The organism is Mycobacterium sp. NGS40 (assembly GCF_059812735.1).
This window is the reverse complement of the sequence record NZ_JCALDG010000005.1, coordinates 73,537-99,072: the sequence shown is the minus strand read 5'-3', so window position 1 is coordinate 99,072 and position 25,536 is coordinate 73,537. Positions and strand designations below refer to the sequence as shown.

Annotated in this window: 26 protein-coding genes, 1 tRNA gene and 1 other RNA gene; 13 read left to right on the top strand and 15 right to left on the bottom strand. The window is 67.3% G+C overall.

Going from position 1 to position 25,536, the window contains the following annotated elements; all coding sequences use genetic code 11:
* Nucleotides 1–115: 115 nt before the first annotated feature.
* Nucleotides 116–826 (top strand): SDR family NAD(P)-dependent oxidoreductase, encoded by a 711-nt coding sequence (locus tag AC5Y5O_RS09745; protein WP_096290478.1) that lies wholly within the window; start codon nucleotides 116–118, stop codon nucleotides 824–826.
* Nucleotides 827–858: 32 nt separating this feature from the next.
* Nucleotides 859–2,307, top strand: coding sequence for an aldehyde dehydrogenase (locus AC5Y5O_RS09740; RefSeq protein WP_096290477.1), 1,449 nt, complete (start codon nucleotides 859–861; stop codon nucleotides 2,305–2,307).
* Here the strand turns inward: AC5Y5O_RS09740 and AC5Y5O_RS09735 are convergent, their stop codons facing one another.
* Nucleotides 2,308–3,453, bottom strand: coding sequence for an LLM class flavin-dependent oxidoreductase (locus AC5Y5O_RS09735; protein ID WP_096290476.1), 1,146 nt, complete (start codon nucleotides 3,451–3,453; stop codon nucleotides 2,308–2,310).
* A gap of 162 nt (nucleotides 3,454–3,615) precedes the next feature.
* On the opposite strand from AC5Y5O_RS09735, the gene AC5Y5O_RS09730 reads away from it, so the two are divergent.
* Together AC5Y5O_RS09730 and AC5Y5O_RS09725 are read left to right on the top strand one after the other, a co-directional pair.
* Complete coding sequence (locus tag AC5Y5O_RS09730) at nucleotides 3,616–4,002, top strand: PPOX class F420-dependent oxidoreductase (protein ID WP_500024852.1); 387 nt, start codon at nucleotides 3,616–3,618, stop codon at nucleotides 4,000–4,002.
* A 41-nt stretch (nucleotides 4,003–4,043) separates the two neighbouring features.
* Entirely contained in the window at nucleotides 4,044–4,436 is a 393-nt protein-coding gene (locus AC5Y5O_RS09725) for a hypothetical protein (protein WP_500024848.1), read from the top strand.
* On the opposite strand, the gene AC5Y5O_RS09720 is transcribed toward AC5Y5O_RS09725, so the two are convergent.
* The 4 genes from AC5Y5O_RS09720 to AC5Y5O_RS09705 all read right to left on the bottom strand — a co-directional run bounded on the left by AC5Y5O_RS09720 (nucleotide 4,433) and on the right by AC5Y5O_RS09705 (nucleotide 7,103).
* Nucleotides 4,433–5,419, bottom strand: a complete 987-nt coding sequence (locus AC5Y5O_RS09720; protein ID WP_500024846.1) for an SDR family NAD(P)-dependent oxidoreductase — start codon at nucleotides 5,417–5,419, stop codon at nucleotides 4,433–4,435. The two genes, AC5Y5O_RS09725 and AC5Y5O_RS09720, sit on opposite strands and share 4 nt — an antisense overlap.
* Nucleotides 5,420–5,470: 51 nt before the next feature.
* Nucleotides 5,471–6,181 (bottom strand): cutinase family protein, encoded by a 711-nt coding sequence (locus AC5Y5O_RS09715; RefSeq protein WP_096290472.1) that lies wholly within the window; start codon nucleotides 6,179–6,181, stop codon nucleotides 5,471–5,473.
* Nucleotides 6,182–6,264: 83 nt separating this feature from the next.
* Nucleotides 6,265–6,771, bottom strand: a complete 507-nt coding sequence (locus AC5Y5O_RS09710) for a nitroreductase family deazaflavin-dependent oxidoreductase (protein ID WP_096290471.1) — start codon at nucleotides 6,769–6,771, stop codon at nucleotides 6,265–6,267.
* A 158-nt stretch (nucleotides 6,772–6,929) separates the two neighbouring features.
* Entirely contained in the window at nucleotides 6,930–7,103 is a 174-nt protein-coding gene (locus tag AC5Y5O_RS09705; protein ID WP_096290470.1) for a CsbD family protein, read from the bottom strand.
* Between the two features lie 184 nt (nucleotides 7,104–7,287).
* Between AC5Y5O_RS09705 and AC5Y5O_RS09700 the strand changes: the two genes are divergently transcribed.
* Both AC5Y5O_RS09700 and lipL read left to right on the top strand, forming a co-directional pair.
* The gene (locus AC5Y5O_RS09700) at nucleotides 7,288–7,455 is read left to right on the top strand and encodes a hypothetical protein (protein ID WP_423790946.1); all 168 of its coding nucleotides are present in this window, start codon (nucleotides 7,288–7,290) and stop codon (nucleotides 7,453–7,455) included.
* A gap of 107 nt (nucleotides 7,456–7,562) precedes the next feature.
* Complete coding sequence (lipL, locus tag AC5Y5O_RS09695; protein ID WP_096291430.1) at nucleotides 7,563–8,858, top strand: esterase/beta-lactamase LipL; 1,296 nt, start codon at nucleotides 7,563–7,565, stop codon at nucleotides 8,856–8,858.
* Here lipL and AC5Y5O_RS09690 read toward each other — a convergent pair.
* Genes AC5Y5O_RS09690 through AC5Y5O_RS09680 form a run of 3 tightly spaced genes read right to left on the bottom strand, consistent with a single transcriptional unit; the run spans nucleotide 8,855 to nucleotide 12,368 of the window.
* The gene (locus AC5Y5O_RS09690) at nucleotides 8,855–9,910 is read right to left on the bottom strand and encodes an NAD(P)H-dependent amine dehydrogenase family protein (protein WP_096290468.1); all 1,056 of its coding nucleotides are present in this window, start codon (nucleotides 9,908–9,910) and stop codon (nucleotides 8,855–8,857) included. The two genes, lipL and AC5Y5O_RS09690, sit on opposite strands and share 4 nt — an antisense overlap.
* 29 nt (nucleotides 9,911–9,939) lie before the next feature.
* The gene (locus AC5Y5O_RS09685; protein WP_096290467.1) at nucleotides 9,940–11,052 is read right to left on the bottom strand and encodes a hypothetical protein; all 1,113 of its coding nucleotides are present in this window, start codon (nucleotides 11,050–11,052) and stop codon (nucleotides 9,940–9,942) included.
* Nucleotides 11,049–12,368 carry a hypothetical protein gene (locus AC5Y5O_RS09680; RefSeq protein WP_096291429.1) on the bottom strand — a complete coding sequence of 440 codons (1,320 nt, stop codon included), beginning with the start codon at nucleotides 12,366–12,368 and terminating at the stop codon, nucleotides 11,049–11,051. The genes AC5Y5O_RS09685 and AC5Y5O_RS09680 overlap by 4 nt, the downstream gene beginning before the upstream one ends.
* A gap of 44 nt (nucleotides 12,369–12,412) precedes the next feature.
* On the opposite strand from AC5Y5O_RS09680, the gene AC5Y5O_RS09675 reads away from it, so the two are divergent.
* Nucleotides 12,413–12,757, top strand: a complete 345-nt coding sequence (locus AC5Y5O_RS09675) for a hypothetical protein (protein ID WP_423790945.1) — start codon at nucleotides 12,413–12,415, stop codon at nucleotides 12,755–12,757.
* A gap of 3 nt (nucleotides 12,758–12,760) precedes the next feature.
* Here AC5Y5O_RS09675 and AC5Y5O_RS09670 read toward each other — a convergent pair whose 3' ends face one another.
* From AC5Y5O_RS09670 to AC5Y5O_RS09660, 3 genes are all read right to left on the bottom strand, one after another.
* Nucleotides 12,761–14,125 carry a CHAT domain-containing protein gene (locus AC5Y5O_RS09670; RefSeq protein ID WP_423790944.1) on the bottom strand — a complete coding sequence of 455 codons (1,365 nt, stop codon included), beginning with the start codon at nucleotides 14,123–14,125 and terminating at the stop codon, nucleotides 12,761–12,763.
* Entirely contained in the window at nucleotides 14,122–15,843 is a 1,722-nt protein-coding gene (locus AC5Y5O_RS09665) for a hypothetical protein (protein WP_096290465.1), read from the bottom strand. Before AC5Y5O_RS09665 ends, AC5Y5O_RS09670 begins: the two co-directional genes overlap by 4 nt.
* A gap of 79 nt (nucleotides 15,844–15,922) precedes the next feature.
* The gene (locus tag AC5Y5O_RS09660; RefSeq protein ID WP_096290464.1) at nucleotides 15,923–16,405 is read right to left on the bottom strand and encodes a lipoprotein LpqH; all 483 of its coding nucleotides are present in this window, start codon (nucleotides 16,403–16,405) and stop codon (nucleotides 15,923–15,925) included.
* A 138-nt stretch (nucleotides 16,406–16,543) separates the two neighbouring features.
* Between AC5Y5O_RS09660 and AC5Y5O_RS09655 the strand changes: the two genes are divergently transcribed.
* Nucleotides 16,544–16,930: a hypothetical protein gene (locus tag AC5Y5O_RS09655; RefSeq protein ID WP_096290463.1), complete on the top strand. Its 387-nt coding sequence runs from the start codon at nucleotides 16,544–16,546 to the stop codon at nucleotides 16,928–16,930.
* A 28-nt stretch (nucleotides 16,931–16,958) separates the two neighbouring features.
* Complete coding sequence (locus AC5Y5O_RS09650; protein ID WP_096290462.1) at nucleotides 16,959–17,714, top strand: enoyl-CoA hydratase/isomerase family protein; 756 nt, start codon at nucleotides 16,959–16,961, stop codon at nucleotides 17,712–17,714.
* Here AC5Y5O_RS09650 and lucA read toward each other — a convergent pair whose 3' ends face one another.
* Nucleotides 17,715–18,551, bottom strand: coding sequence for a lipid uptake coordinator LucA (gene lucA / locus AC5Y5O_RS09645; RefSeq protein WP_500024841.1), 837 nt, complete (start codon nucleotides 18,549–18,551; stop codon nucleotides 17,715–17,717). It lies immediately after the preceding gene.
* A gap of 101 nt (nucleotides 18,552–18,652) precedes the next feature.
* Nucleotides 18,653–18,738: transfer RNA gene (locus AC5Y5O_RS09640), tRNA-Ser, on the bottom strand.
* A gap of 79 nt (nucleotides 18,739–18,817) precedes the next feature.
* On the opposite strand from AC5Y5O_RS09640, the gene ffs reads away from it, so the two are divergent.
* From ffs to AC5Y5O_RS09625, 3 genes are all read left to right on the top strand, one after another.
* An RNA gene (gene ffs / locus AC5Y5O_RS09635) (signal recognition particle sRNA small type) lies at nucleotides 18,818–18,912 on the top strand.
* 82 nt (nucleotides 18,913–18,994) lie between these two features.
* Nucleotides 18,995–20,290 carry an aspartate aminotransferase type Ic gene (locus tag AC5Y5O_RS09630; RefSeq protein WP_096290460.1) on the top strand — a complete coding sequence of 432 codons (1,296 nt, stop codon included), beginning with the start codon at nucleotides 18,995–18,997 and terminating at the stop codon, nucleotides 20,288–20,290.
* Nucleotides 20,291–20,403: 113 nt separating this feature from the next.
* Entirely contained in the window at nucleotides 20,404–22,320 is a 1,917-nt protein-coding gene (locus AC5Y5O_RS09625; protein ID WP_500024840.1) for a DNA polymerase III subunits gamma/tau, read from the top strand.
* Between the two features lie 5 nt (nucleotides 22,321–22,325).
* Here the strand turns inward: AC5Y5O_RS09625 and AC5Y5O_RS09620 are convergent, their stop codons facing one another.
* Both AC5Y5O_RS09620 and AC5Y5O_RS09615 read right to left on the bottom strand, forming a co-directional pair.
* Nucleotides 22,326–23,636, bottom strand: coding sequence for a class I SAM-dependent methyltransferase (locus tag AC5Y5O_RS09620; RefSeq protein WP_207768614.1), 1,311 nt, complete (start codon nucleotides 23,634–23,636; stop codon nucleotides 22,326–22,328).
* A complete protein-coding gene (locus tag AC5Y5O_RS09615) occupies nucleotides 23,633–24,967 on the bottom strand; it encodes an FAD-binding oxidoreductase (protein ID WP_500024839.1) in 1,335 nt (444 codons plus the stop codon). Before AC5Y5O_RS09615 ends, AC5Y5O_RS09620 begins: the two co-directional genes overlap by 4 nt.
* Nucleotides 24,968–25,096: 129 nt before the next feature.
* Here AC5Y5O_RS09615 and AC5Y5O_RS09610 point away from each other — a divergent pair, with 129 nt between their 5' ends.
* Entirely contained in the window at nucleotides 25,097–25,534 is a 438-nt protein-coding gene (locus AC5Y5O_RS09610) for an SRPBCC family protein (protein WP_096291426.1), read from the top strand.
* The last annotated feature ends 2 nt before the right edge of the window (nucleotides 25,535–25,536 follow it).

Here is a 25,536-nt window from a genome sequence, read left to right as displayed (position 1 = left end):
GCGTGCACCCCGAAGCGAAAGGGAGGCCGGTTCATCGGCTTGACCGTAATCGATACCGGGTGATAGGCATGTGAAGCTGACCGTTGAGCGATCGCTCAGGAAAGGTGGATGACGCTTGAGCGCGAAGACAGCGGTTGTGACCGGCGGTGCCTCGGGGATTGGCCGGGCCTGCGCCGAAAGGTTGCGCAAAGACGGATTTCGAGTGGCGGTCATCGATCTCTCTCCCACCGACGACGGGTTCGGCCACGTCGCCGACGTCACCGACCGGACGCAGGTCGACGCCGCGATGTCGGCCATCCGCGACGCGCTCGGCCCGATCCAGGTGCTGGTCAACGCCGCCGGGGTGGAGGGTTTCAAGAAGTTCTTGAGCATGTCGTTCGAGGAATGGTCCAAGGTGATCGACGTCAACCTCAACGGCGTGTTCAACACCGTCCAGTCCGCACTGCCCGACATGGTCGAGACGGGCTGGGGACGCATCATCAACATCTCGTCGTCCAGCACGCATTCCGGTCAACCGTTCATGGCCCACTACGTGGCGGCGAAGTCCGCGGTCAACGGGCTGACCAAGTCGCTGGCTCTCGAGTACGGGCCGAGCGGGATCACCGTCAACGCGGTGCCACCGGGATTCGTGGACACCCCAATGCTGCGCAGCGCCGAGAGTCGGCATCTACTCGGCGGAACCGTGGAGGACCACATCGCCCGCACCCCGGTTCGACGAGTAGGCAGACCCGAAGATATCGCCGCCGCGTGCGCCTTCTTCGCTTCCGAGGAAGCCGGCTACATCACCGGACAGATCCTCGGCGTCAATGGCGGTCGCAATACCTGACGGGCCAGATCCCAAGACATTCAAGGAGTTTCATGTACGACAGGGACCAGCTCTTCATCAACGGAAAGTGGGCCGCGCCGGTTGACGGCCGCGATTGCATCTCGGTGGTGTCCCCGCACAGTGAGGCCGTCATCGGCCACGCCGTCAGTGCCGGACCTGCGGACGTGAACCGCGCGGTCGACGCGGCCCGCGCGGCCTTCGACGCCGGGCCGTGGCCGCGGATGCAACCGGCCGAGCGCATCGAGGCAATCACCCGGCTGGCCGGCATCTACAACGAACGGCGAGCCGATATGGCCACGCTGATCTCGGCCGAGATCGGAGCTCCGATCACCTTCGCCAAGAGGGCGCAGGTTCGGCTGCCGCTCACCATGATGTCGGCGTTCTGCAATTTAGCGGCCGGTTACCAGTGGTGCCAAGATCGTCCCGGGCTGTACGGCAAGAACATCCGGATCCGCAAGCAGCCGGTAGGCGTCGTCGCCGCGGTGGTGCCGTGGAACATGCCGCAGTTCCTCACTGTCACGAAGGTGGTGCCGGCGTTGCTGGCCGGCTGCACGGTGGTGCTCAAGCCCGCGCCCGAGTCGGTGCTCGATGCGCAGCTGCTCGCGGATCTTGTTGCGGCAGCTGACCTTCCGCCCGGTGCGCTCAACGTGGTGCCAGGGGGGCGTGAGGTCGGCGAGCTGCTGGTGCGGCATCCGGGCGTCGACAAGGTGTCGTTCACCGGCTCTACCGCGGCCGGCCGACAAGTGGCCCTGGCGTGTGCCCAAGGGCTCAAGCAGGTCAGCCTCGAATTGGGCGGCAAGTCGGCGGCCGTCGTGCTCGACGACGCTGACCCTTCGGCCGTCGCGACCGGCATCCAAATGGCCAGCCTGGCCAACAGCGGGCAGGTCTGCAACGCGCTGAGCCGGATCCTGGTCCCGCACCAGCGCAAGGACGAATTCGTCGACGCGCTGGCCGCCGGAATGGCCTCGATGACCGTCGGTGACCCGGCCGATCCGGCCACCCAAATCGGTCCGCTGGCGGCCCAGCGCCAGCAGGAGCGGGTCCGCGGCTACATCGAGTCGGGCAAAAGCGAAGGGGCACGGGTGGTTACCGGCGGCAGTCAGATGCCCGATGGCCTCGACGCCGGTTGGTATGTGCGCCCGACGCTGTTCAGCGACGCGACCAACGACATGCGGATTGCGCGCGAGGAGATCTTCGGCCCGGTGCTGACGGTCATCTCCTACCGAGACGAGGATGAGGCGATCAGCATCGCCAACGACTCTGAATACGGGCTCGCCGGATCGGTGTTCACCGGTGACGTCGAACGCGGGTACGGCGTCGCGGCCCGGGTCAGGTCCGGAACCTTCGGCGTCAACGAGGGTTACATCATGGATCCGGCCGCCCCGTTCGGTGGCGTAAAGAACAGCGGATACGGCCGCGAGCTCGGCACCGAGGGAATCGACAGTTACACGGTGAGCCAGTCGATTTCGACGGCCGGCTGATCAAAGCTTTTTGAGGCCGCTGACGACCTTCCTGAACGGCATGACCGATGCCAGGCCTTTGCGCAGACTGCGCTGCAGCAGGCTCACATTGCTCATCACGAGGTAGCGCACTCCTGCGTCACGCCAGTGCGCGACCGTCTCGATGATCTCGTCGGGCGTTCCGTTGAGCAGGAACTCCCGCAGCACCGGCGGTGGAATCTTGGCTTGATGGGACAGGGCGGTTTGCTCGTCCCAGCCGTGCGGCACCAGATCCTGAGCGCCGGCGAAGCCCGCCCCGAGCGGGTGCTGCGCGCCGTGGCGAACGAAGACGTCGTCCGGTGCGTTGAGCCCGAATGCCCGCACTACTTCGGAGTCGAGGGCCTCGTCGACGTCGTCTCGGCTGCGGCCGGTCACGACGAACACCTGAAGCGCCGGGAGGATCGACAGGGGATCGCGACCGGCGTCGGACGCGGCCGAGCGGACCACGTCGAGTCGTTGCGTGTAGTCCTCCGGCAGGTGCGCAAAGCTCGGATAGTAGGCATCGGCGTAGCGTCCGGCGGCACGCAGCATCCGCGGACCATGCGCACCGATCCAGATCTCGGGCCACTTGCCGCGATACGGCGGCAGCTCGAACAGGGCATCCCGCAGGGGGAAGAACGGCGAATCCCGGTTGACCAGCTCGCCGCCCGAATTCCACAGTGCGCGGATGGTGGCCATCGCCTCCTCGAACCGGGCGACGGGCTTAGACCAGTCCACACCGTACGGCTCGTTTCCCTCGCGTTCGCCCGGGCCGATGCCCAGGATTGCCCTGCCCCGGCTGATCAGGTGCAGCGTCGCAGCGGCCTGCGCGGTCACCGCGGGGTTGCGCCGGCCGCTGTCGGTCACTCCTACGCCTAAGCGGAGGCGGCCGATCCGGTTGCGCGCCGCGATGTGCCCGAGCATCGTCCACGGCTCCATGGCCGCATCGATCTTGGGTATGAGTCTGGTTGCACCGCAATACTTTTGCTGCCAGAGCGAGCGCGGAAACAACTGATTGAGGTGATCAGGTACCCAGAAAGAGTCGACCCGGTCGGCGACTGCGCCGAGGTAATTGGCCCGGGTGAAGGCGGCTGCCGCAGACCTGGCCGCGAGGATCGGGTCCCCAACACCTACACGAAATCCAGTCATCGTCGGCCCTTCCGGCAACGTCGTCGAAGACGATTGGAGTATCGCCTGAATCGGTGGCATTTGCTCGATGAATACGGCCAGCCACCCTGATGATCGTCATGATTAGGGAATTAGGGATCGGGGAATGGTGTGAAAAACCATTCACTTACTTAAGGAACACCCGTGGCTCTGAGCTTTCAGGACGTCATTCAGTCCAAGTACCTGCTGTTGACCACATTCACCAAGGATGGTCGTCCGAAGCCCACGGCGATCTGGGGTGTTCCCGACGGCGACAAGCTTCTCGTCATCACCGACGACGGCTCCTGGAAAACCAAGCGGATCAACAACACGCCACGTGTGACGGTCGCCAAGAGCGGGGCGCTGGGCAAACCCAAGAGCGATGAGGTCGAGGGGGTCGCCCGCGTGCTGCCGAAGTCCGAGACGCAGCGGGTCTACAACGCCGTGCTGAAGCGGTACTGGTATCACGCCCCGTGGTTCTACGTGCACTCGATTGTGCGCGGCGGCATCGATAAGGTCCACGTCGGCCTCGAGATCAAACCCGCCGAATAGCAACACTTCCCGGCGTGCAGCGCCGCGGTTAGGGTTGACCGGTGGCACCGGATTCGACCCGAACGTCGTCGCCGGTTCTGGCACTGGTCGCGGCGGCCCGCGTCGGTGTGGGAGCCGCGATGTTGCTGGCGCCCGATCGATTCTTCAAACCGGATTCGGGGACCGAGACGCTGCTGATGCAAACGATCGGGATTCGGGACCTGGTCATCGGGTCGGGTGCCTGCGCCGCGTTGTTGCGCGGTGGCGACGGTGACTTCCGGCGCTGGGCGGCCTTCGGCTTGATCAGCGACAGCGCCGACCTGCTGCTCGGGCTGCGCAGCCGGGCCATCGTCGGAACCAAGAGCGCGATGATCGCCACGCTGGCACCCGTGCCGTTCGTCGGCGCCGGTGTGCGCGGCTTCGTCCGCAGCTTCGGAAAGGGCCGGCAGCCTTAGCTGTCGGCGCGGCGCAGCGCAGCGATGGTGTCGGCCACCGTTTCGCGCGGATCCCGGTAGGTGATGCCGAGCTCCTTTTCGCTTGGCGAATCGTCCGACGCCGGCATCTGCGTGTAGTACTGCATCCCCGCCGCGGTGAACGGCGTGTTGAACGGCAGGTAGGGCGTCGCTATATCGAGAACCGCCCCCGCCGCGCGAATTATGGTGTCGGGAACCGGCACCGCGACCATCGGAGTGTCAGCCACTTCGCCGAACATGCTGGCCAGCTCGCTGACAGCGACACGGTGACCGCCGGCCATGTAGCGTCGCGGCCCGCGCCCGGGTTCCAGCAGCGCCACGTGCAGCGCGGCCACGTCGCGGGCATCGACGATCAGCCACGCCGCTCCCCGCCCGGGTACCACATGCAGGTCCAGCAGCGACTTCACGCCTTGGCCGGCTTCGCCGTACTGATTGCCGACCGGCGGCCCAAGCACCATCCCGGGATAGGTGATGTTCACCGGCGCGCCGGCGTCCTGCAGGCCGCGGGCGTAGATCTCGACCTGGGCCTTGGACTTTCCGTAGCCGTCGGCCCCGCCGACCACCGGCAAGTCTGCCGACAGTGTCTCCAAGTGGGGGTGAAACAGCGCGGTGAAGCTGGACACGTGCACGATCGGGTCCAGGCCGAGTTCGACCGCCTGGCCGAGAACGTTCTGCGCGCCCTGCATGTTGGTGGTCAGCATCTCGTTGGTCTGCCGGGGATCGGTTGCCACCAGGGCGGCGCTGTGCACGACGGCGTCGCATCCCTGAAACGCTTCGCGCACCGAGACGCGATCGGTGATGTCCCCGACGGCAAAGTCCGACACGTCGACGCCGAGCTTCGCGACCGAGGTGTGTAGCCGATCCGGGTTGCGTACCAGGAACCGCACCGAGTGCCCCGCGTCCGCGATGGCCTTGGCGGTCCACCCACCCACAAATCCAGTACCGCCGGTTATCAGAATTCGCACGCAGCGATTCTGCAAGGCTGGCCGGCCGCGGGGCAACCGGCAGTGCGTTAACTACAGGTGGCTGGCCACGAAGCTCGCGGCTTGGCCCGTCATGCCGTTCACGACATACGACGCGTGCGCCGCGCCGTCGCTGCCGCCGCCGCAGATCGGATCGCCGGGAGCGCACAGCTGCAGTGTCTTGGGCTGGTAGAGCGGGCCGATCGCGATGTCCGGCGCGCCGTAGTGCTCCAGGAATTGATTCGACGGCGTGCCGAAGAGCGTGACGGCGGCGACGTGGTTGGCGATGTCCGACGGCATCGGCGCTGGGACCGAAGCGGCGGGTACGCCCTTCGGCACGGCCGACGACGTGACGAACCCGGCCACGGCAGCGCCCTGCGAGAAACCCCCGAGCACCTCCTTGGTCTTCGGGCAGCTGGCCGCCATCGACTCGATGTGCGAGCTGGCGTCACGAATGCCGTCGATGAATGTCGCCGGGAAGTCTGGGCTGCCGAAGTCGCTGCTGGCGGGGTAGTTCACCGGGTACACCGTCATGCTGCGTCCACCGAGCTGCCCGCGCAGCGCGTCGACGAAGCCGGACCCGATGCCACCGACACCCGGCGGCTCGCTGGTGCCCCGGGCAAAGACCAGTTCGACGTCAGGACAGTCGGCGTTGGCCGTGGGCGCGTAGCCACTGACCAGCACGGCCGTCGCCAGCAGCGCGGCCGCCGCACCGGCCGCCGCGAGCCTGCGTATCCGGCCATCGATCACGTTCAAGAAATTCATGCGTATCCCACCGTGGTTGTCCTGACTTTGCTTTACCTGTATTCGATGCAGGTAGCGGTAAGGATTGCCCAAAGCGCCATCTCTCAATCGCCACGGGGGCGCAGGCGCAATACCGGGATGTGGCGGCCGATTGCCGCGGTCGCGGCGCGGTAGTCGCTGTAGCCCGGGTAGGAGCGTTCGGCGAGACCATAGAGCCGCTCGTACTCCGCGGGATCGGTGACCTCGGTGGCCAGGAAGCGCTCGCCGCCCAGTTCGCACTCGGGGTGGGCTTTGAGGTTGTAATACCAATTCGGGTGCGTGGTCCCGCCGAAGTTGGAGGCGACCGCGATTACGTCACGACCGTCGTGGAAATAGGAGATTTGAGCCTGCCGCGGCTGCCCGGTCTTAGCGCCCGTCATGTGCAGTGTCGCCGATGGCACAGCAAACATTCCCCATGACACCTTGTCGTGGGACACCCGCATCAGCCACGGATCTGTCCTCGCCGCGATCCGTTGTGCCAGAAACTTTCCCGCACCGCTACGGGCAAACTTCGTCATCGCGCGAGTGAACGCCGTGGTCCGGCGCTGTGGGTCGACAATCGGTAGCGGCATCAATCGACGATAATCCGGTCTGCCGGGATGTGGGCGTCTTCTGGGCGACCCCGGGTGCCAATCGGACGACCGGATGCTCGGACGCGCGCGAATGTCCCCAGAAAAAGACCAGCAGGTTTACCGGCGTCTTCAGTAAACCTGCTGGTCGAGAATCGTAACTACTTCTTGAAGGCGTCCTTGACCTTCTCGCCCGCGTCCTTGAGGCTGGACTTCGCCTGGTCCGCGCGACCCTCGTTCTTGGTGCTGTCGTCCCCGGTGACCTTGCCAAGGGCTTCCTTGGCCTGGCCGCCGAGATCCTCGATTTTGTTCTTGATCTTGTCTTCGGCACTCATTCGCTTGCGCTCCCTTTCTCGCACGACGTGGTTCTCGTGCTGGCTACCCCCCAATGGTTGATTCCAAAACCCGGTAGCCGGGTTCGAGTCGTGTTTTGAGTCGGCGGCGGTTCACGCGACGCCGTGTCATGGCTGGCAAACAGCCAGCCGGCCCGGCGGCCGTGGCATGGATCACAATGGTCCGATGAGCACCGCAACGGTGGTGGCGATAGTCGTAGTGCTGATGCTGCTGGGCCTGGGCATCGTGATCAATCAGCTGCTGCGGCTGAGGAAGTATTTGGGGCAGCCGCCCCCCGACCATTTGCCCGATGTGGACGGCCGTGAGCCCCCCGAGCGCGAGCCGACCGGGTGATTTTCAGGCCTCTGCTCGACTGATAGCTTCAATCCCGTAATCGCACCTCATCGGGGAGGGGCCGCCGCGGCGGTAGCTGCCCGATGCGCACCAGGCTCGGGGGCACCATGACTCTGCTGGTAACTGACGACGGTCTGCCCCGTGGCGTGTCCGGGGCTGCCGATCCGCATTTCGCGAACGTCATCAAGAAGTTCGCGCAGCAATTTCCGGGACGGCGGCTCGGCGGGGGAGCACTGTCGGTGTACATCGACGGCGTTCCCGTCGTCGACGTCTGGATGGGGTGGTCGGACCGCGCCGGTACGCAGCCCTGGACCGCCGACACGGGAGCGATGGTGTTCTCGGCGACCAAGGGCGTCGCGTCGACGGTGATCCATCGGCTGGCCGATCGGGGCTTGTTGTCCTACGACGACCCCGTCGCCGAGCACTGGCCGGAGTTCGGCGCCAACGGAAAGGCCGACATCACGGTGCGCGACGTCTTGCGCCATCGCGCCGGGCTGTCGCATCTGCGGGGTGTCACCAAGGCGGAGTTGATGGACCACTTGGCCATGGAGGCTCGGCTGGCCGCCGCGCCGGTGGATCACCTGCGGGGCGTGCAGGCCTATCACGCGCTGACCTACGGCTGGCTGTTGTCCGGGCTGGCCCGTGCGGTCACGGGCAAAGGCATGCGGGAGCTGATCCGTCAGGAGGTTGCCCGCCCGCTGAACACCGACGGCCTGCATCTGGGCCGGCCGCCGCAGGGATCGCCGACGCAGCCGGCGCAGATCCTGATGCCACAGAAGCTCGTCGTGCGGACCCCGGTGCTCAACTTCATCGCCCCTCGGGTGGCCAATATGCGCTACTCCGGAGCGCTGGGCGCGATGTACTTCCCCGGAATCATGTCGTTGATGCAGGGCGACACCCCGTTTCTGGACGGCGAGATCCCCGCGGCCAACGGTGTGGTGACCGGCCGCGCGCTGGCCAAGGTGTACGCCGTGCTGGCCAACGACGGCCGCATCGACGGCAAGAAGTACCTGTCCAAGGAATTGGCACGCGGGCTGACCGGGCGAGCACGCATCAAGTGGCCGGACGCAAACATGGTGGTGCCCATGCCTTTTCACCTCGGTTATCACGAGTCGCCGGTGCCCGGTCTGTTGCACGGGTTTGGGCACGTGGGTCTTGGCGGGACACTCGGCTGGGCCGACCCCGAGGTGGGCGGGTCGTTCGGCTACGTACACAACCGGTTGTTGACGTCACGGGTGTTCGACATGGGATCGTTCGCCGGGCTGGCCGGGCCGCTGCGCGCCGCGATGGAGGCCGCCCGGCACCAAGGACCGATGGAGGTGCCCCAGTTGGGCGCGACCTACCCCAGGCCCGGCCGGCGGCGGGCGGCCGCGCCGGCCCGGGCCGCGTCCGGCGAGGGTTAGACCTTCGCGAAGCCGCGGGGCAGCGTCAGCGGCAGATCGGCGTACGTGGCGATACCGGGCGCGGCGGCGACCACGGCGGGAATCGCGTTGATCGCGGGTACCGCGGTCATGATGTGGCCGAGGTCCATGAACTCCTCGAGCGTCGTCGCCTCGAAGTACGGCGGCGGCAGGAAGCCGACCTTGGTCGTCACCGTCGGCTGACCGTCGATCTGGATCACCCAGCCGTCCTGCTCGATCTTCCAGTCGGGTTCCAGTGTCTGGCCCTTGCGCCACCGGACGTTCAGGTCGATCAAGGTCTTGCCGTTGACGACGCCCTGCCAGCTGATGTAGGTACCCGCGACGTGTCCGGCCGGGATGGTCCACGACGCCATCTCGAGATCGGCTGTGGTTTGGGCGAATTCGGCGACGCACGTGATCTCGTCGAGCTCGACGCCGAGCGCGTCGGCCACCAGCCGGACGGCCTCGCCGAAGATGGCGGTGCCCTTGGCCGCCATCGCCTGCAGGTCCGGGTGGTCGATCGGCTGCCCGAAGCCCACCGGCTTCTCGGTCTCCGGGGAGTCGTAGAACGTGGTGTCGGCGGCCTCGTTGACGGTGACCTTGTCGACGCGGTTGCACACCATCGCCGAGACGATGGCGAGCAGCTCGGCGAAGCCCGGGCTGACCCCGGACCCGAAGATCGTGGCGCCGCCCTTTTCGCAGGCCTCGAGGAGCCGGTCGCGGCCGTCGCCCAGGTTGTGGCCGGTGATGAATGACGCCGTGGTCACCACGTTGACGCCGGCCGACAGGATCGCGACCAGCTCGTCGACGTTGATCCACATCGGGTTGTAGACCACGCAGTCCGGTTTGAGGGCGAGCAGCGCGTCGACGTCATTGGTCGCCGCGACCCCCAGCGGGGGGATGCCGACCAATTCGCCGGCGTCCTTGCCCACCTTGTCCGGCGACCAGGCGAAGCACCCGACCAGTTCCAGGATGGGGTTGTCGGCGATCGACTTGAGCGAGCTCTTGCCCACGTTTCCGGTGTTCCACTGAACGACTCGATAGTTGTTTGGCACTCGCTCAGCATAGGGAATTGTTCGCACGCTTAATAGGCGGACTCCGACGCCAGAATCTCGGCCAGATACGCGTCCGCCGGCGGCCGGTCCAGCCGGGCGTGCGCCCAACGGCGGATCCGGTCCCGGGTCTCGCGGGTCTCGTTCGTGTCGCCCCCGACGATCACCTCGGTCGCCGTCCAATCGTGATCCCAGGCGGCGGACTCGGTGATCGGCTGGCCCCGCGCGCCGAGCAGGGGGAGGATCGCGCGGCCCTCGCCGTCCAGGGCCCCGGTGCCGCTTATCGCGCCGGACCGCAATCGCACCGCGACGCCCGACGGCAGGTCCGGCCCGACGATCGCCGCGCGCACCACCGCCCCCGCGGTCTCGACGCTCCAGTCGACGGTGTTCTCGCCGGCGTCGAAGATGGCCGGGGGTACCGCGGTCCAGTTGATGGACGCGACGCCCCGGGCGATCGATGTGCCGCGCGGACCCGCGTCGGCCCCCGCGGCCAGCGCGTAGTCGTCGCGGCGGCCGCTCGGGATCGCTGACAACGTACTCGAATCATCAAGGGCGGCAATCAGTTCCGCCCAGGCATCGTCGTCCACCCCGACCTCGTCGGCCAGCTCGGCGCCCGCGCGCACCAGGTTCACGATCCGGGCATCGTCACTGCGGATATGGGTGAACAACGCCGCGGCGTGCGGCGTCAGCAGGCCGGTGACGTCCGAGTCCAGCGTGTCGTCGGCGAAGAAGTCCTGCGCGCCGGCGGTCAGCAGGGCGACCTCGACGTCGAGCAGCGCGCGGTCCAGGCCCGCGATGCCGTCCCGCTGGCTCGCCGGCCACCAGCGCCGCAGCCAATGCCCGACGGCCAGCCGGCGCAGCGGGTCGACCGAACCGGGCACGATGTCGACGCCGGCGAGCTCGGTCATGCCGTCCGTCGCGTCCGCGGCAGCGGCCAGCGCGACATGGCCGGCCTCGCCGAACACGCGCCACAGCCAGTCCGCGCGCGACAGATCGGTGAAGGTGATCTGGGTTCGCTCGTCGCCGGGGGGATCGTCGATCGTCCAGGACAGCACGGCGCCGCTGACTTCCAGCACCGCGGCCAGCGGTGTCGGGGCGCTGGCGGGCCCGACGGTCCAAAGGCCGGACTCGGCAACCAACTTCATCCGGCCACCTGCAATTCCAGCATCGACTTGATTCGCTGGCGGTGATCCAGGCTCACCGATCGCGCGACGCCCTCCAGCAGCGACCGCATCTCGTCGACGTCCTCGCAGGACTCCTGCCAGACGTCACGCCCGTGCAGTCGAGCCCACAGCCGACTCAGGTACGGCGGCGCATACGCCGCGAGGTCGTCGACCACCTGGCGTTGCCGCGGATGCATCGGGCCGCCCTCGGCGAGGTAGCGCCGGGCGTGCAGCACGTACGCTTCCTTACGGAGCCGCGCCTGGATCTGCGCCGCCAGCGCATAGCGGCTCGTGACGGATCGGTCCAGCGGCGCCAGCTCGACCGCGACCTCGATGCCGGCCACCAGGGTGGCCTGCTTGTCCTCCGAGAGCAGCCCCCACGGAGCACAGGCGCGGTCGACCTCTTCTTCACATAGCAACGGGATGTCGGGCAGTGCGTCGCGGTCCAGGGCGCGGCGCAGCGTCGCGCGCACCCGGTCCACCACGCTGCGATCCAGCGGACGATCGCCGTCGGCGCCGCCCGCGATGCACGGGGGACGTTGCGGCGCAACCGAACTCAAGCCCAGCTTGACGATCGACCAGGGCAGGTCGGCCGATTCGACACGGACCAGAGCGCCCAGGTTGTACGGGGTGGTGTCGCTGATCATGGCCGACCAGACGCGCTGGCGTGCGGTCGCGGCGCGGTGGCCGTGGGCCGGCCCGAGTACCGTACCCAGCTCAGCCAGGAACGGACCCGTTACGATCTCGGACGCCTGCACGTCACGCCAGCTGTGTTCGAGCTGATCGGCAAGCGTGGCAACGACATCCTGGGCGGCCACGTATTGATGCAAGACTTCGATCGCGGTGCGGTCGCGGCCCTGGTGAATCTCGCCGAGCACGGTGGCCGCGGTCTCGCGATCCTCCGGCGCCGGTGCGCCTTTGGTGACCGCCAGCTCGTAGCAGACCGGGAAATAGAGCTCCTGGGCGTTCCCGGAACGGATCCGCTGCCTGCGGCGCTCGAGTTTGAGGACCTCGAACCACGCTGCGGCCGAGCGCAATTCGGATGCGCTGCCCACGATCAGTTCGTGCATTGCCGCGGCGGTGTCGGGGGCGACCACCGGGGCGGAATACTGCGGATTGGACCGCAGCCGCAGCACCAGCGGGTCGATGATGCGTTTGACGGTTCGGGTCAATGGTCCGCCGTCGTCGCTGCTGAGCACCTCGACTCCGAGTCCGATCGCCCGCCACGCCTGGTCGATCACCGACCGGCGTGGATGGCCTGCGGCCACGGTGGTGGCCAGCTGCGGGTCCGCGCTCATCAGCACAGGATAGGGGCATTTCACAGATACCCCTAGCCAAAAAGTTGGGTTCGGTAGCCGCCCGGCACCCCGACGCTGGATGCATGAAGAAGCTGATGACATCGCCTTACCGACTGGCATTCTGGCGGCACGGCAACGCCGAGGGCCGCACCGTCGGCGTCGGCACCGTGCGCACGGTGGCCGGCGAGCGGCAGGTTTTCATCGAAGTGGTCGCCGTGTCGGGCGAGACGTTCATCGGCCGACTGGCGCGCTGCGAGGACGACCTGGACGTGTCGGTGCTGCGGCCAGGCCTTGTGGTTCTGGTCGCGTTCGATCCCGCTGCCCGCGAAGAGCTTTCGCTGCCCGACGACGTGTTGGCCGTTCATGCGTCGTGGCTGGCCGCGGTCTGAGTGCTAGCGTGCGCCGTCGACCGCGAAGGTGACCAGCGCCGCCCAGTACAGCGGATTGGCGGACAGGTCGCCGTCGCGCCAGCGCCGCATCTGTTCGCGCTGCCATCGATTGACCGCGCACCCCGCCTCGGCGGCCTCGTGTGCGCGGTCCACGGCGACGACCACATCGGACATCGGATCGGCCGCATCACCGGCGTCAGCGGCGAACTGACGGTAGGCGGCAGTGGTGGGCAGCGACCACAGCGTGGCGGTCACCAACTGTGCGCCGCCGAGGATCATCGCCGCGACCAGACCGGTCGCCTCGTCGAATCGGTAGTCCCCGCCGGACCCGCAGGCCAGCAGGGCCACCCGCGGCGGCATCGGCAGCCGCAGCGCCATCAGGTCCGACGCGGTGAGCGGGCGGTGGTCCCCGATGGTGTCGGCGTCGCCCCGCGCCGCCGCCGTACACGCGAGATGCAGGGCCGCGCGGTCGGCCTGGGTGGCGTGATCATGTTGTGCGTCAGCAGAACTCGCGTGGCCGACGTAGAGCAGCCTGCTGGGGGCCCGCGCCAGCAGGCCAGCCAGCCAGCCGCGGTCGGCGTCCTGACGGCGGAACAGTTCGACCGCCCCGTCGACTCCGGGCAAGACCGCGCGGTTGCCCATCAGTTCGGCGAAGTGGCGGGCCAACGGCGTTTCCGCGGACGGCTTGCCGAGCACCGAACCGAGTGCGGAGTCGGGCCGTTGCCCCGGTACCCGCGGGTCGAGGACCAGCACCGGTGGACCGTTCTGACGGGCATCCCATCGCGCCGGGGCGCGTGGCGCGTGCACGATGTTGGCCGGCACCGCCATCAGCACGTCGACCAACTCCATCAGTCGATGGCCGTCGGTATGGTCGGCGATATTCGCGAGCTGCCAAGGGATCCGGGCGGCCACCCGACCGCTGGACGTGATGGCGTCCTGGCGAGCACGCACCAATTCCTCTTTGCTGGGGCCCGATTTCGGTACCGCCAGCAACCCCCACGGGACGCGGGCCAACCGCGCGCTGGGGGCCACAAACAACGTGGCGCGCGGCGAGGACACACACTCGTCGAGCAGTTGCCAGCCCTGCGCCGAAATCAGCAGTACACCCAGGATGTAGGCGACGGTGAGTTCGGTGTCCGGATTCGCGAAAGGGCCAGTGGCCAAAGCACGCTCGATGGCGTCGCGACGGCTCTCGGTGCCATGCGGCTCGGGGATGGCCTCAGTCAGTTCTTCGAGGGCCGCCAGCAGCAGCGGTTCTTCCACCACCCAGGTGACGGTCCGTGATGGCTGTCCGATGATCCGCAGGCTGCCGTAGGTCGCGATCCCCACGTCGGCGTAGCGCAGGACCAGAGTGAGCCGGTCGCTCATGGCCAGGTCGACCAGGGGGCTTCGGCGGCGGTGACGTCGCGGCCGTAGCGCTGCAGCGCCAGGGCGCGGTAGTGGCTCATGATCGGCGGGCTGTCCGGCTGCATCTGTAACGGCGGCAGCGGGCCGAGTCTGGTGAGTGAACGTCCGGCCGCCGGCGGACCGGCCGCGGCCAGCGCCGGTTCCAGGTCGGCGTCGACCAGCACCGTGGCGGTGCCCGTAGACGCCCACTCGCCGATGGCCGGACGCTGCGGATCGTTGTCGAAAGTGCCGCGCGCACTGTGGTATTCGACGAGCTCACTGATCAGTTGGGTGTTCTCCCACTCGTACGCGACGGCGAAGGCCCCGGCCAGGATGGGTGCCGAAATGCTGGTTGCCCAGCGCGCTCGCGCGTCGGCGTCGGCGATCGAAAACCGCACGGAGTCGACCGCGAGCGCTGCCGGTACCTTGAGCTCGGCGGCCTGTTCGAGTTTTTCCATGCCGCGCCAGTATTCGGGAGTTCCGACCTCGCCCTTCAGGATGCCGAGTCCCTCGGCCTGCCGCGCCTCGGTTTCCTCCAGCGTTTCGCCGGGGTCGCCCGAACTGTCGAAACCCAGGTCCGCCAAGGCATCCGCGCGCCACACCGTGCCCAGATGACTGTCCAGTTGGGCGTACTGCAGCCAGCTGCTGCGTGGTGAGGAGTCGAGCAGTTCCCGGGCCTGGGCAATCAACTCGACAGCGTCGGCGAACTTACTCCAGAAGATCGCTATCCAACTGCGCTGCAACAGGATACGGTGCAGGTGTAATGGCTTGCCCAGCTCGCGCCAGTGCCGCTCGGCATGCCCCCAGCATTCGTCGGCGCCTTCCAGCGCGCCGGATGCCAACCGGGTGAGCCCCATGTACAGCCAGCACCGTGCGACGTCGTGTGCTCGCTCATATCTTGCGATGACGGGATACGCCTCGGAGACCAGCTGCTCGGTCCCCGCGTGATCACTGACCAGCCAGCGCGCCGCCGCACGCTCCAATTGCGTTCTGGCCTCGGCTAATTCCCACCCGCGCTTCTTCGCCCGCGCTCCGGCTCGACGCAGCCAGGGTTCGGCTTCGCTCAGCCGGCCGGTCTCGACGCAGAATCTGCCGTATCCGGTGGACGCGTCCACCCGCAGCTGGTCGTCGAATTCGTCGTCGCCCAAGCGATCGATCGCATCAACCACGCTCTCCCACAACGGAACCGATCGAACATGCAGGTCGTCGTCGCACAACGCTGTTGCGCACAACAGTTGCGCGTGCACGATCAGGCGGGCGTGCTCGTCGGCCAGCTCGGGAAACGTCGCGTCGGACCGGCTCAACTCGGCCAGCGCCGTCTCGGCGCCTTCGTGATCGCCCAGCGCGGCGGTCATCCCGGTCTGCAGGAACTGCGCTCGTCGCGAATAGCGACGGATCATCCGCGCGATGTCGGCTGCCGGCATCGTCACCGAAGCGGCGGCTTCGGGCATCGTGCCGGCCAAGACTGCGGAGTAGATCGCCAGGCAGTCGCGGATGCGCCGGATGCACTCGTGCACTCCGTCATTCGCGCCCCGCGACAGGTAGATACCGCCCAGCTGAGCGAAGACCTCCAGGACCAAGTCGTCACGGTCTTCGCGCTCGATCGCGGGCACCAGGGACAGCAACAGGTCCCGGGCGCCGGTCTCGTCGGCGACCAGTGTCAGGCGGCGTGCTCGCTCTAATTCGCCGGAGATCGACACGGCTGCATCATAAGTCTCGGGACAGCCCGGTGCGGCGGACGTGTGAGTGAGGCACGTCCGCCGCCCGGAGTGGAACCGATTAACCGCACGTCACCTTGATGCTGAAGTCCTTGGTGATCATTCCGGCCATCGGGTTTTTCAGGTCGGCGCCCTGCGCCTGCCCGGTGATGGTGTAGGTCTTGCCGTCGACCGCCACGTTGGCCGACCCGACCTTCGCGCCCATGTTGTTGGCGACCGACAGGGCGTTGCCGTCCACCACCAACGCCAACGATTCGACCTTCGGGGTCGCTTCGTCGGTCATCACGACGGCCAGCGCCTGCTGTGCACCGCCGGTGGAACCGCTACCGATGTCGATCTTGCCGCCCTGCCTCACGCAGGTCACCGACGCCGGGTTGACGCCCGCCAGGTCGGCCCCGCCGACCTTGACCTGGGCACCGCTCCCGGAGGCGACGCTGGCGGCTGTGCTCGACGCCGGGCTGGCCGAGTGGCCGCCGCTCGAGCAGCCCACGACGGTCGCGGCCACGCCGAGCGTTCCGATTGCGCCCACGAGAAGACGTTTCACTTGTCGTTCCTTCCTTCATGCGTCGCCCCGTTGGCGTCGTCATGACGTAAGTACAGAACTCCGGCGTTGCTACCGATCCCAATTTTCAGGTGCAGCCGGTAGGCTCCGTCGGCGGGGAGCCACGAAGGGAGAGATCCGATGGCCAGCGTGAAGTGGCTGGAAACGCCTGAGGCGCATGACTTTCCGGCAGCATCTGATTACCTGGACCTACTCGCCGACCCGCCGACGGTCAAGAAGCTCGCCAAACGGCTGCAGAGCGGATCGGTGACCCACAAGAAGGCCAAGGACATCCTGCGGGCCGCGCGGCTGAGCCTGCTACCCGTCGACAACCCGCACGTCGCCGCCGATCTCACCAAGATCGAGAAAGGCATTGCGCTGTCGCCGATCCTGCTGGTGCGCGGTGACATCGTGACCGGCGTTCCGCTGCAGATCGCCGACGGCTATCACCGCGTCTGCGCGAGCTATCACTCCGATGAGAACACCGACATTCCGGTGATCCTGGCCAGGTTGACCCACCAGCAGTAGCGCTTCCGGCGAGTGCTTGAGTGTCCTTGTGATAGAGATCCAGACTTTGAAAACGGGGCCGGCTTCGGTGCGGGTGTTGACCCTGTCGTCGGGGCGCGTCAACGCCCTCGATGTGGAAGTGCTCGAGGAGCTGACCCGAACCTTTCGTGAACTGCAGGAGTCGGGCAACGGTCCGCTGGTCGTCACCGGCTCGGGCCGGGTGTTTTCCGCGGGGGTCGATCTCAACCGGGTGGTCGAGGGTGGCCGTGACTACACCGATCGGCTGGTTCCGGCGCTGTCCGACACCTTCGACGCGCTGTTCAACTTTCCGTGGCCGACCGTGGCCGCCATCAACGGCGCCGCGATCGCGGGCGGGTGTGTGCTGGCGTGTGCCTGCGATCGCCGGCTGATCGGACCCGAAGCGGGTATCGGTGCGGCCGAGGTTCGCGTCGGCGTCTCCTTCCCGGTCGCCGCGCTGGAAGTGATGCGTTATGCCTGCGGGGATCGCGCCGAGGAAGTGTTGCTCGGCGCCGGCACCTACAAGGGGGCCGAGGCGATCACCCGGGGTCTGGCTCATCGCGTGGTCACCGACGATCTGGTCGAGGCGGCGGTCGCCGAGGCCGCGGAGCTTGGCGAGCTGCCGGTCGAGGCGTACAGCGATACCAAGACGCAGCTGCGCGCCCCGGCCGTGGCGCGGATTCGGCACGGAGCTGCGACCGACGCCGGCGTGCGCGAGCTGTGGGGTTCAGACGAGACGCAGCAGCGCCTGGCCGCCTACGTGGAAAGTCTTAAGCGCCGCGACTGATCACTCGTCGAGCGCGACGCCGCCGCGGGTGCGCCTGCGCCGCATGCGGTGCGAGCCCTTGCCCTCCGGGCGACGGTTACGCAGCCCGGAGCGAGGTTCGTCGGTGTCGTCGCCGGACTCGTCGGACGGCTCCGCGGCGTCGTCGGTCAGCGGCTTCTCGGCTTTGACGGCGTCGACAGCCTTCGCGGTGGGCTCGACGGATTCTGCTGCGGGCTCGTCGGCTGGTTCCGGTTCGGCTTCTTCGGCGGTGACGGTCTCGGCCTCTGCGACGTCGGCGGCCTCGGCGTCCTCGGCTTCGTCGGTTTCCGCCTCGTCGGCGTCGGTGGCGGCCTCAGCGTCCGCCTCGTCGCCCTTCTTACGGCGCAGACGACGCTTCTTGGGCTTCTTCGCCTTGATCGGCTTCGGCGGAGGCGGCGGCAGCTCGGCGACAAACGACAGATAGAACGCGAAAAATCCGAGCAGGGCGATCGCCGCGGCCGCGCCGTAGATCCCGAACAGATACTGTCCGGCGGCATCCAGGCTGAGCCAGATCTCGCTGATCGCGGTGCCGATGATCAGCACCCCGGCCAGCACATGCCCCACGATCGACCAGACCCGCAGCGTCAGGGCCATTTGCGGGACGCCCAGCTCCGGCTTGCGGGTGCGCAGCTGGGTGAACACCACGGGCAGCGCGGCCAGGGCGATCAGCGCGCCCGCGCCGATGCGGCCCGCCATCCCCAGTCCGCGCGAGGTGTCGCCCATCAGCTCGGACCAGCGGGGCAACACGCAGAGGAAATAGAGGACGCCGGCACCGATCGAAAACACCAAGTGCCACGGTATGGCGACCTTGCGCCCCATACGCCTCCCTCATACTGGTGAGCTCACGTCAGCCTAAAGGCAGCCAAACAGATTCCAAACAACCGTTTGGCCGCGTCTGCCAACCGAGTGGACCCGATTTGCGGAGGATGCGGGATTTGAACCCGCGAGGGCTGTTAACCCAACCCGCGTTCCAGGCGAGCGCCATAGGCCACTAGGCGAATCCTCCGTGGCAATGGTAGCGGCTGGGTCAACGTGGAATGTCGGTCGGCCGTCATCGGCTGCCCCGAGCCAGGTATTACACTCGCCATGGACCCCGCGCGGCGTCTATCCTGTGAACTCCCCCAGGGCCGGAAGGCAGCAAGGGTCAATGGGCTCTGTCGGGTGCGCGGGGTCCCCTATGTGCGGGGCCGGGCAACCAGCGCTTACGCCGCGAGCCGGCCCGTCACCCTCCGGCGTTCGACAGTGAAGGGGCCTCCAAAAACATGGCGGCGTTCGATTCCCTCAGTCCCGACGAGCTCACCGCGTTGCACTCCCGCAACCAGCAGGACTACGCGGAATTGCAGGCCAAGAAGCTGCACTTGGATCTGACCCGTGGGAAACCCGCCCCCGAGCAGCTCGATCTGTCCAACCAGCTGCTGAGCCTGCCCGGCGACGACTTCCGCGATGCCGAGGGGACCGACACGCGCAACTACGGCGGCCTGCACGGCCTGCCCGGACTGCGGTCCATCTTCGGCGAGTTGCTGGGCATCCCGGTGCCCAACCTGATCGCCGGGAACAATTCCAGCCTGGAGCTGATGCACGACCTCGTCGCCTTCTCGATGCTCTATGGAGGCGTGGACTCGCAGCGTCCCTGGAGGGACGAGCCGGGCATCAAGTTTCTGTGCCCGGCGCCGGGCTACGACCGGCACTTCGCCATCACCGAGACCATGGGCATCGAGATGATCCTGGTCCCGATGCGCGACGACGGCCCGGACGTCGACATGATCGAGGAGCTGGTGGCCGTCGACCCGGCGATCAAGGGGATGTGGACGGTGCCGGTGTTCGGCAACCCAACCGGCGTGACGTATTCCTGGGAGACCGTTCTTCGGCTGGTGCAGATGCGAACGGCGGCGCCCGACTTCCGGATCTTCTGGGACAACGCGTACGCGGTGCACACCCTGACGCACGACTTTCTGAGCCAGATCGACATCCTCGGGCTGGCCGCCGCGGCCGGCAACCCGAACCGGCCGTACGTCTTCGCGTCCACCTCGAAGATCACCTTCGCCGGCGCGGGCGTCAGCTTCCTGGGCGGATCGCTGGGGAACATCGCCTGGTATCTGCAGTACGCGGGGAAGAAGTCGATCGGCCCGGACAAGATCAACCAGCTGCGGCACCTGCGCTTCTTCGGCGACGCCGACGGGGTCCGCCTGCAGATGCAGCGCCACCGGCAGATCCTGGCGCCGAAGTTCGACCTGACGCTCGAGATCCTCGAGCAGCGGCTCGGCGACTCCAAGATCGCGTCCTGGACCGAGCCCAAGGGCGGCTACTTCATCAGCCTCGACGTGTGGCCCGGGACCGCGCGCCGGACCGTTGCGCTGGCCAAGGACGCCGGTATCGCCGTCACCGAGGCGGGTGCGACGTTCCCGTACCGCAAGGATCCGGAGGACAAGAACATCCGTATCGCGCCCACCTTCCCGTCACTGCCGGACCTGCGCGACGCTGTCGACGGGCTGGCGACCTGCGCGCTGCTGGCGGCGTCCGAGGCCCGGCTGGGCGCACCGGCGCCGAGTGTCAACTGAACTGACGCCCTGAGTGTGCGCTGAGGGCGGCGTCCACGCACACTCGACGCCGCTGATGCACACTCGACGCCCGGCCCCGGCCGTAGTCACTGCGCGCCGGTAGCCTGCTGACCGTGGCTCTCTACCGCAAGTACCGACCGGCAACCTTCGCCGAAGTGGTGGGGCAGGAGCATGTCACCGAGCCGTTGTCGATCGCACTGGAAGCCGGCCGGATCAACCACGCGTACCTGTTCTCCGGGCCCCGGGGCTGCGGAAAGACGTCGTCCGCCCGCATTCTGGCCCGGTCGCTGAACTGTGCGCAGGGGCCGACGGCCACCCCGTGCGGGGTGTGTGACTCGTGTCAGGCGCTGGCGCCCAATGCGCCCGGCAGCATCGACGTGGTGGAACTCGACGCGGCCAGCCACGGCGGCGTGGACGACACCCGCGAACTGCGCGACCGCGCCTTCTACGCGCCGGCGCAGTCGCGCTACCGGGTGTTCATCGTCGACGAGGCGCACATGGTGACCACCGCAGGGTTTAACGCGCTGCTCAAGATCGTCGAGGAACCGCCCGAGCACCTCATCTTCATCTTCGCCACCACCGAACCGGAGAAGGTGCTGCCGACGATCCGGTCGCGCACCCATCACTACCCGTTCCGGTTGTTGCCGCCCAAGACCATGCGCTCGCTGATCGGGCGGATCTGCGAACAAGAAGGTGTCGCTGTCGACGACGCGGTGTACCCGCTGGTGATCCGGGCCGGCGGTGGTTCGCCCCGCGACACGCTGTCGGTGCTCGATCAGCTGGTGGCCGGCGCCGACGACAACCACGTCACCTACCCGCGGGCACTGGGCCTGCTGGGCGCCACCGACGTCGCACTGATCGACGACGCCGTCGACGCGCTGGCCGCCGGGGACGCCGCCGCGCTGTTCGGCGCGGTCGAATCGGTGATCGACGCCGGCCACGACCCGCGCCGCTTTGCCACCGACCTATTGGAGCGGTTCCGCGATCTCATTCTGCTGCAAGCGGTTCCGGATGCGATCAGCCGCGGCGTGGTGGACGCTCCGGAAGACGTGCTGGACCGCATGCGCGATCAAGCGGCCCGAATCGGTGCCGGGACGCTGACCCGCTACGCCGAAGTGGTGCAGGCGGGCCTGGGGGAGATGCGCGGTGCGACCGCACCGCGGCTGCTGCTCGAAGTGGTCTGCGCCCGTTTACTGTTGCCGTCGGCCAGCGACGCCGAATCGGCTCTGCTGCAACGCGTCGAGCGCATCGAGACCCGGCTGGCCATGTCCATCCCCGCCTCGGAAGCGGCGCCGGTCGCCGCACCCGCGGCCACACCACCGCCGGCCGCTACCCCGGCCGAGCCCGTTGCCCGCCCGGCCGCGCGCCCGCCGGTCGCGGCAACGCCGGTCGAGCCCTCCGAACCCGAGCGCGAGCCGACCCCCGAACCGGTGGTGGCGCCGCCGCCCGATCCGGTGCCGAACCCGGAACACACTTCGGTCACCGTATCCGAAACATCCTCTGCCCCAGGCGAACTCAATGCCGCAGCGGTGCGCACGATGTGGCCGACGGTGCGGGACAAGGTGCGCGAGCGCAGCCGGACCACCGAGGTGATGCTGGCGGGCGCCACCGTACGCGCCGTGGAGGGCGACACCCTGGTGCTCACTCACGAGTCGGCGCCGTTGGCCAAGCGGCTCTCCGAACAGCGCAACGCCGACGTCATCGCAGAGGCACTCAAGGACGCGCTGGGCGTGAACTGGCGGGTCCGCTGCGAGGCCGGCTCCCCGGCGGCGGCACCGTCCGCGCCGCCACCGCCCGTCAACGCGGTCGCGCCGCCACCCCCTCGTCGCAGAGTCGTGCCGCCACCCGTCGAGGACGAGGCCCCCGTAAAAGATGCTGCCGCAGCGGAATCCGCTCAACGTGACGAAGAAGAACACATGCTCGCCGAAGCCGGTCGCAGCGACCCGTCGGCACCGCGCCGCGACCCGGAAGAGGCCGCGCTCGAACTGCTACAGAACGAGCTGGGGGCACGCCGGATCGACGGGTCTTAGCCTCGTTAGGGTCGCCACCACGGGCGCAGCGGCAGATCGTCGGCGCCGCGCCGCTCCACGTTGGCGGCCAGCACGTGATGGAGCTGAAGGTTGTTCTCGTCGAACGCAACTCGTGATGCCGCCATGTACAGGCCCCACACCTTGGCGACGGGAAGACCCACCTCCTCCACCGCCTCGTCCCAGTGCTCGACGAGGTTGCGGCACCAGTCGCGCAACGTCATCGCGTAGTGGTGGCGGAAGTTCTCGGTGTGCAACACCTCGAAACCCGAGTCCTGAATGTCGATCATGATGCGTCCCGAACCGGTGAGCTCCCCGTCGGGGAAGACGTAGCGGTCGGTGAAACCGCCGGCAAAGGTGTGCTGCTCGTTGTCGTGACGGGTGATGCAGTGGTTGAGCAGCAGCCCGCCGGTGCGCAGCTTCGACTTGAGGAAACTGAAATACGTGGGGTAGTTCTTCACCCCGACGTGCTCGGTCAGCCCGATCGACGAGACGGCGTCAAAGCCCGACTCCCGCACGTCGCGGTAGTCGGAGTGGCGCACCTCGGCCAGGTCGGCGAGGCCCTCGTTCTCGATCGCCCGTTGGGCCCACTTCGCCTGTTCGGCCGACAGCGTGGCGCCGATGGCCCGGACGCCGTGGCGAGCGGCGTAGCGCACCATGCCGCCCCAGCCGCATCCCACGTCCAGCAGTCGGTCGCCCGGTTGCAGCTTGAGCTTGTCGAAGATCAACCGGTACTTGTTGTCTTGCGCCTCTTCCAGAGTCGCGTCGGCGTCCGGATACACCGCGCAGGTGTAGGTCATCGACGGCCCCAGTACCCATTCGTAGAACGTGTTGGACACGTCGTAGTGGTGATGGATGGCTCCCGCGTCGCGGGACTTGCTGTGCAGCAAGCCTTCTGCGAACCGGCGCCACCGCGGCGGGGTTTCCAGCGCCGGCGGGGCAATCGGCAGCAGGTGCTCGATACCGATCGAGCGGACCACCTGAGCCAGGGTCCACGCCGACGGCCGCTTGAAATCCACGCGGTCGGCCAGCATTCGGAGCAGCTCGTAGGGATCGCCCGGATGCACGCCGATGGGCTGCAGGTCTCCCGAGATGTAGGCGCGGGCGATGCCGAGCTCGCCGGGCGCCGTCGCCAGGTAGGTCGTGCCGCGCGGCGAGCAAAGGTCCAGTCCCAGCTTGGCGTCTGCGCTTCCGGCTGTGCTGCCGTCGTAGGCGGTGAACTTGAGTGGGTGCCCACCGCTCGCGGTGAAGATGGCCAGCACCTCGGCCATATTCAGTTTGCCCGTAATGGAGTGGTCGGGCTCTTTGGTTGTCGTCATCGCCGTTGCACCGCCTTTGCATAGAGATCGAGCAGACGAGAGTCGGGATCGTAGGACTTCTTGACCGTCTTGTACGCCTCGCCGCCGTACAGCTGGTCGAATTCCTCACGGCTGTAGAAGGAGTCGGAGTACAACGACTTGTGCCCGTCGAGCTCACTGACCTTCGCCTCGATCGCCCGGTTGGTGACTCCCGCACCGTCACCGGCGGGCACCGAAGACCAGAACCCGATGTTGACGTAGCTGACCTCGGCCGGTATCGGATACAGCGGCCAGCCCTCGTGATCGCGAAGTCGCAACGGGCACAACCAGATCGGTGTGATCGGCACCTTGTCCAGAAACCACTCCAGAAATTCGCAGGCACGCCCGATCGGTACCTCGACGTCCTGGACCACCCGTTCCCGGGCCGGACGCCCATGGCGGGCCTCGATCCGGTCGGAGACACCGAACCGGCGATCCATCGCCACGAGCTTGGAGTAGATGCTGCTGCGCCGGTAGCGGCGCGGCCACCAGCGGCGCAGCCGCGGGTTCTGCACGCCGAATGCGCGTGAGCACCAAAACCAGTCGGTGTCCCAGCGCCAGAAATAGTCGTGCATCGTCAGCCGGTCGTCTTTGCTGTCCGCCGGGCCTGCGGCGTCGTACTGCATCGACTGGTAGTAGATGTTTTTGCCGGTGTAGTCGCTGACCGGCCCAGGGGTGGTAGTGCGCCGGCCCACGCACAGATAGCTCTCGTCGGGACCGAAGACCACCCCGTCCAGATAGTCGACCGGGATTCCACCCTGCCCGCCGGTGTCGATGATGCGTTCGGCGGCCGCAATCAGTTCGGGCAACGAGTGAAATCGGATGTGCCGCAAGGCCACAAACGGCGCGATCGGTTCTAGCTCGATCCGCAGCCGCGTCGAATAGCCGAGTGTCCCATAGGAATTGGGAAAAGCCCGGAACAGATCGCAGTGCTGATCGCGCGAAGCGGTGAGTAATTCGCCGGCGCCGGTGAGGATATCCATTTCCAGCACCGATTCGTGTGGCAAACCGTTACGGAAGGACGCCGATTCGATGCCCAGGCCAGTGACCGCGCCGCCGAGCGTGATGGTCTTGAGCTGCGGAACGACCAGCGGCGACAGGCCGTAGGGAAGGGTCGCGGCCACCAAATCCTGATAGGTGCACATGCCGGCCACATCGGCGGTGCGGGTATCGGGATCGACACTCAGGACGCCGGTCAGTCCCGAGGTATCCAGGCCGCGGGCATCGCGTTTCGTGCGGGCGCGGAACAGGTTTGACGTGGGCTTGGCGAGCCGAACCGCGGACGTTACGGGGATGGAGCGATAACTCGCCATCAACCGATCGACGCCCGACGTGTGAGCCGAGAGTGCAGATCCAGAGCCTGGCACCACATATACCCTAGTCTTCGACCACATCCCGTGCACCCGCTCACGAGCGGCATCACAACAGAGGAGTCGCGCCTGATGGCACAGGTCAGCGCAGCCAGCACCATCTTGATCAACGTCGAGCCCGGGGCCACGCTCGCCGCGGTGGCGGACTACCAGACCGTGCGCCCGAAGATTCTGTCCCCGCACTACAGCGAATACCAAGTGCTGCAGGGCGGTCAGGGCCAGGGCACCGTTGTGAAGTGGAAGCTTCAGGCCACCAAATCCCGGAGTCGCGACGTGCAGGCGACCGTCGATGTGGCTGGTCACAGCGTCATCGAGAAGGACGCGAACTCGTCGATGATCACCACCTGGACGGTGGCTCCGGCGGGCCCCGGATCTAGCGTGACCGTCAAAACCAGCTGGAAGGGCGCCGGCGGCGTCAAGGGCTTTTTCGAAAAGACGTTTGCCCCGTTGGGACTGAGGAAGATTCAGGGTGAGGTACTGGCCAATCTGAAGAAGGAGCTCGAAGGCTAGGC

What these genes read in the sequence shown, in the direction of transcription:
- AC5Y5O_RS09740 (WP_096290477.1), top strand. Translation starts at nt 859, where the DNA reads ATGTACGACAGGGACCAGCTCTTCATCAACGGAAAGTGGGCCGCGCCG.
- AC5Y5O_RS09735 (WP_096290476.1), bottom strand. Translation starts at nt 3,453, where the DNA reads ATGACTGGATTTCGTGTAGGTGTTGGGGACCCGATCCTCGCGGCCAGG.
- AC5Y5O_RS09715 (WP_096290472.1), bottom strand. Translation starts at nt 6,181, where the DNA reads ATGAATTTCTTGAACGTGATCGATGGCCGGATACGCAGGCTCGCGGCG.
- AC5Y5O_RS09710 (WP_096290471.1), bottom strand. Translation starts at nt 6,771, where the DNA reads ATGCCGCTACCGATTGTCGACCCACAGCGCCGGACCACGGCGTTCACT.
- AC5Y5O_RS09705 (WP_096290470.1), bottom strand. Translation starts at nt 7,103, where the DNA reads ATGAGTGCCGAAGACAAGATCAAGAACAAAATCGAGGATCTCGGCGGC.
- AC5Y5O_RS09700 (WP_423790946.1), top strand. Translation starts at nt 7,288, where the DNA reads ATGAGCACCGCAACGGTGGTGGCGATAGTCGTAGTGCTGATGCTGCTG.
- lipL (WP_096291430.1), top strand. Translation starts at nt 7,563, where the DNA reads ATGACTCTGCTGGTAACTGACGACGGTCTGCCCCGTGGCGTGTCCGGG.
- AC5Y5O_RS09685 (WP_096290467.1), bottom strand. Translation starts at nt 11,052, where the DNA reads ATGAAGTTGGTTGCCGAGTCCGGCCTTTGGACCGTCGGGCCCGCCAGC.
- AC5Y5O_RS09680 (WP_096291429.1), bottom strand. Translation starts at nt 12,368, where the DNA reads ATGAGCGCGGACCCGCAGCTGGCCACCACCGTGGCCGCAGGCCATCCA.
- AC5Y5O_RS09670 (WP_423790944.1), bottom strand. Translation starts at nt 14,125, where the DNA reads ATGAGCGACCGGCTCACTCTGGTCCTGCGCTACGCCGACGTGGGGATC.
- AC5Y5O_RS09655 (WP_096290463.1), top strand. Translation starts at nt 16,544, where the DNA reads ATGGCCAGCGTGAAGTGGCTGGAAACGCCTGAGGCGCATGACTTTCCG.
- lucA (WP_500024841.1), bottom strand. Translation starts at nt 18,551, where the DNA reads ATGGGGCGCAAGGTCGCCATACCGTGGCACTTGGTGTTTTCGATCGGT.
- AC5Y5O_RS09630 (WP_096290460.1), top strand. Translation starts at nt 18,995, where the DNA reads ATGGCGGCGTTCGATTCCCTCAGTCCCGACGAGCTCACCGCGTTGCAC.
- AC5Y5O_RS09620 (WP_207768614.1), bottom strand. Translation starts at nt 23,636, where the DNA reads ATGACGACAACCAAAGAGCCCGACCACTCCATTACGGGCAAACTGAAT.
- AC5Y5O_RS09615 (WP_500024839.1), bottom strand. Translation starts at nt 24,967, where the DNA reads ATGGCGAGTTATCGCTCCATCCCCGTAACGTCCGCGGTTCGGCTCGCC.
- AC5Y5O_RS09610 (WP_096291426.1), top strand. Translation starts at nt 25,097, where the DNA reads ATGGCACAGGTCAGCGCAGCCAGCACCATCTTGATCAACGTCGAGCCC.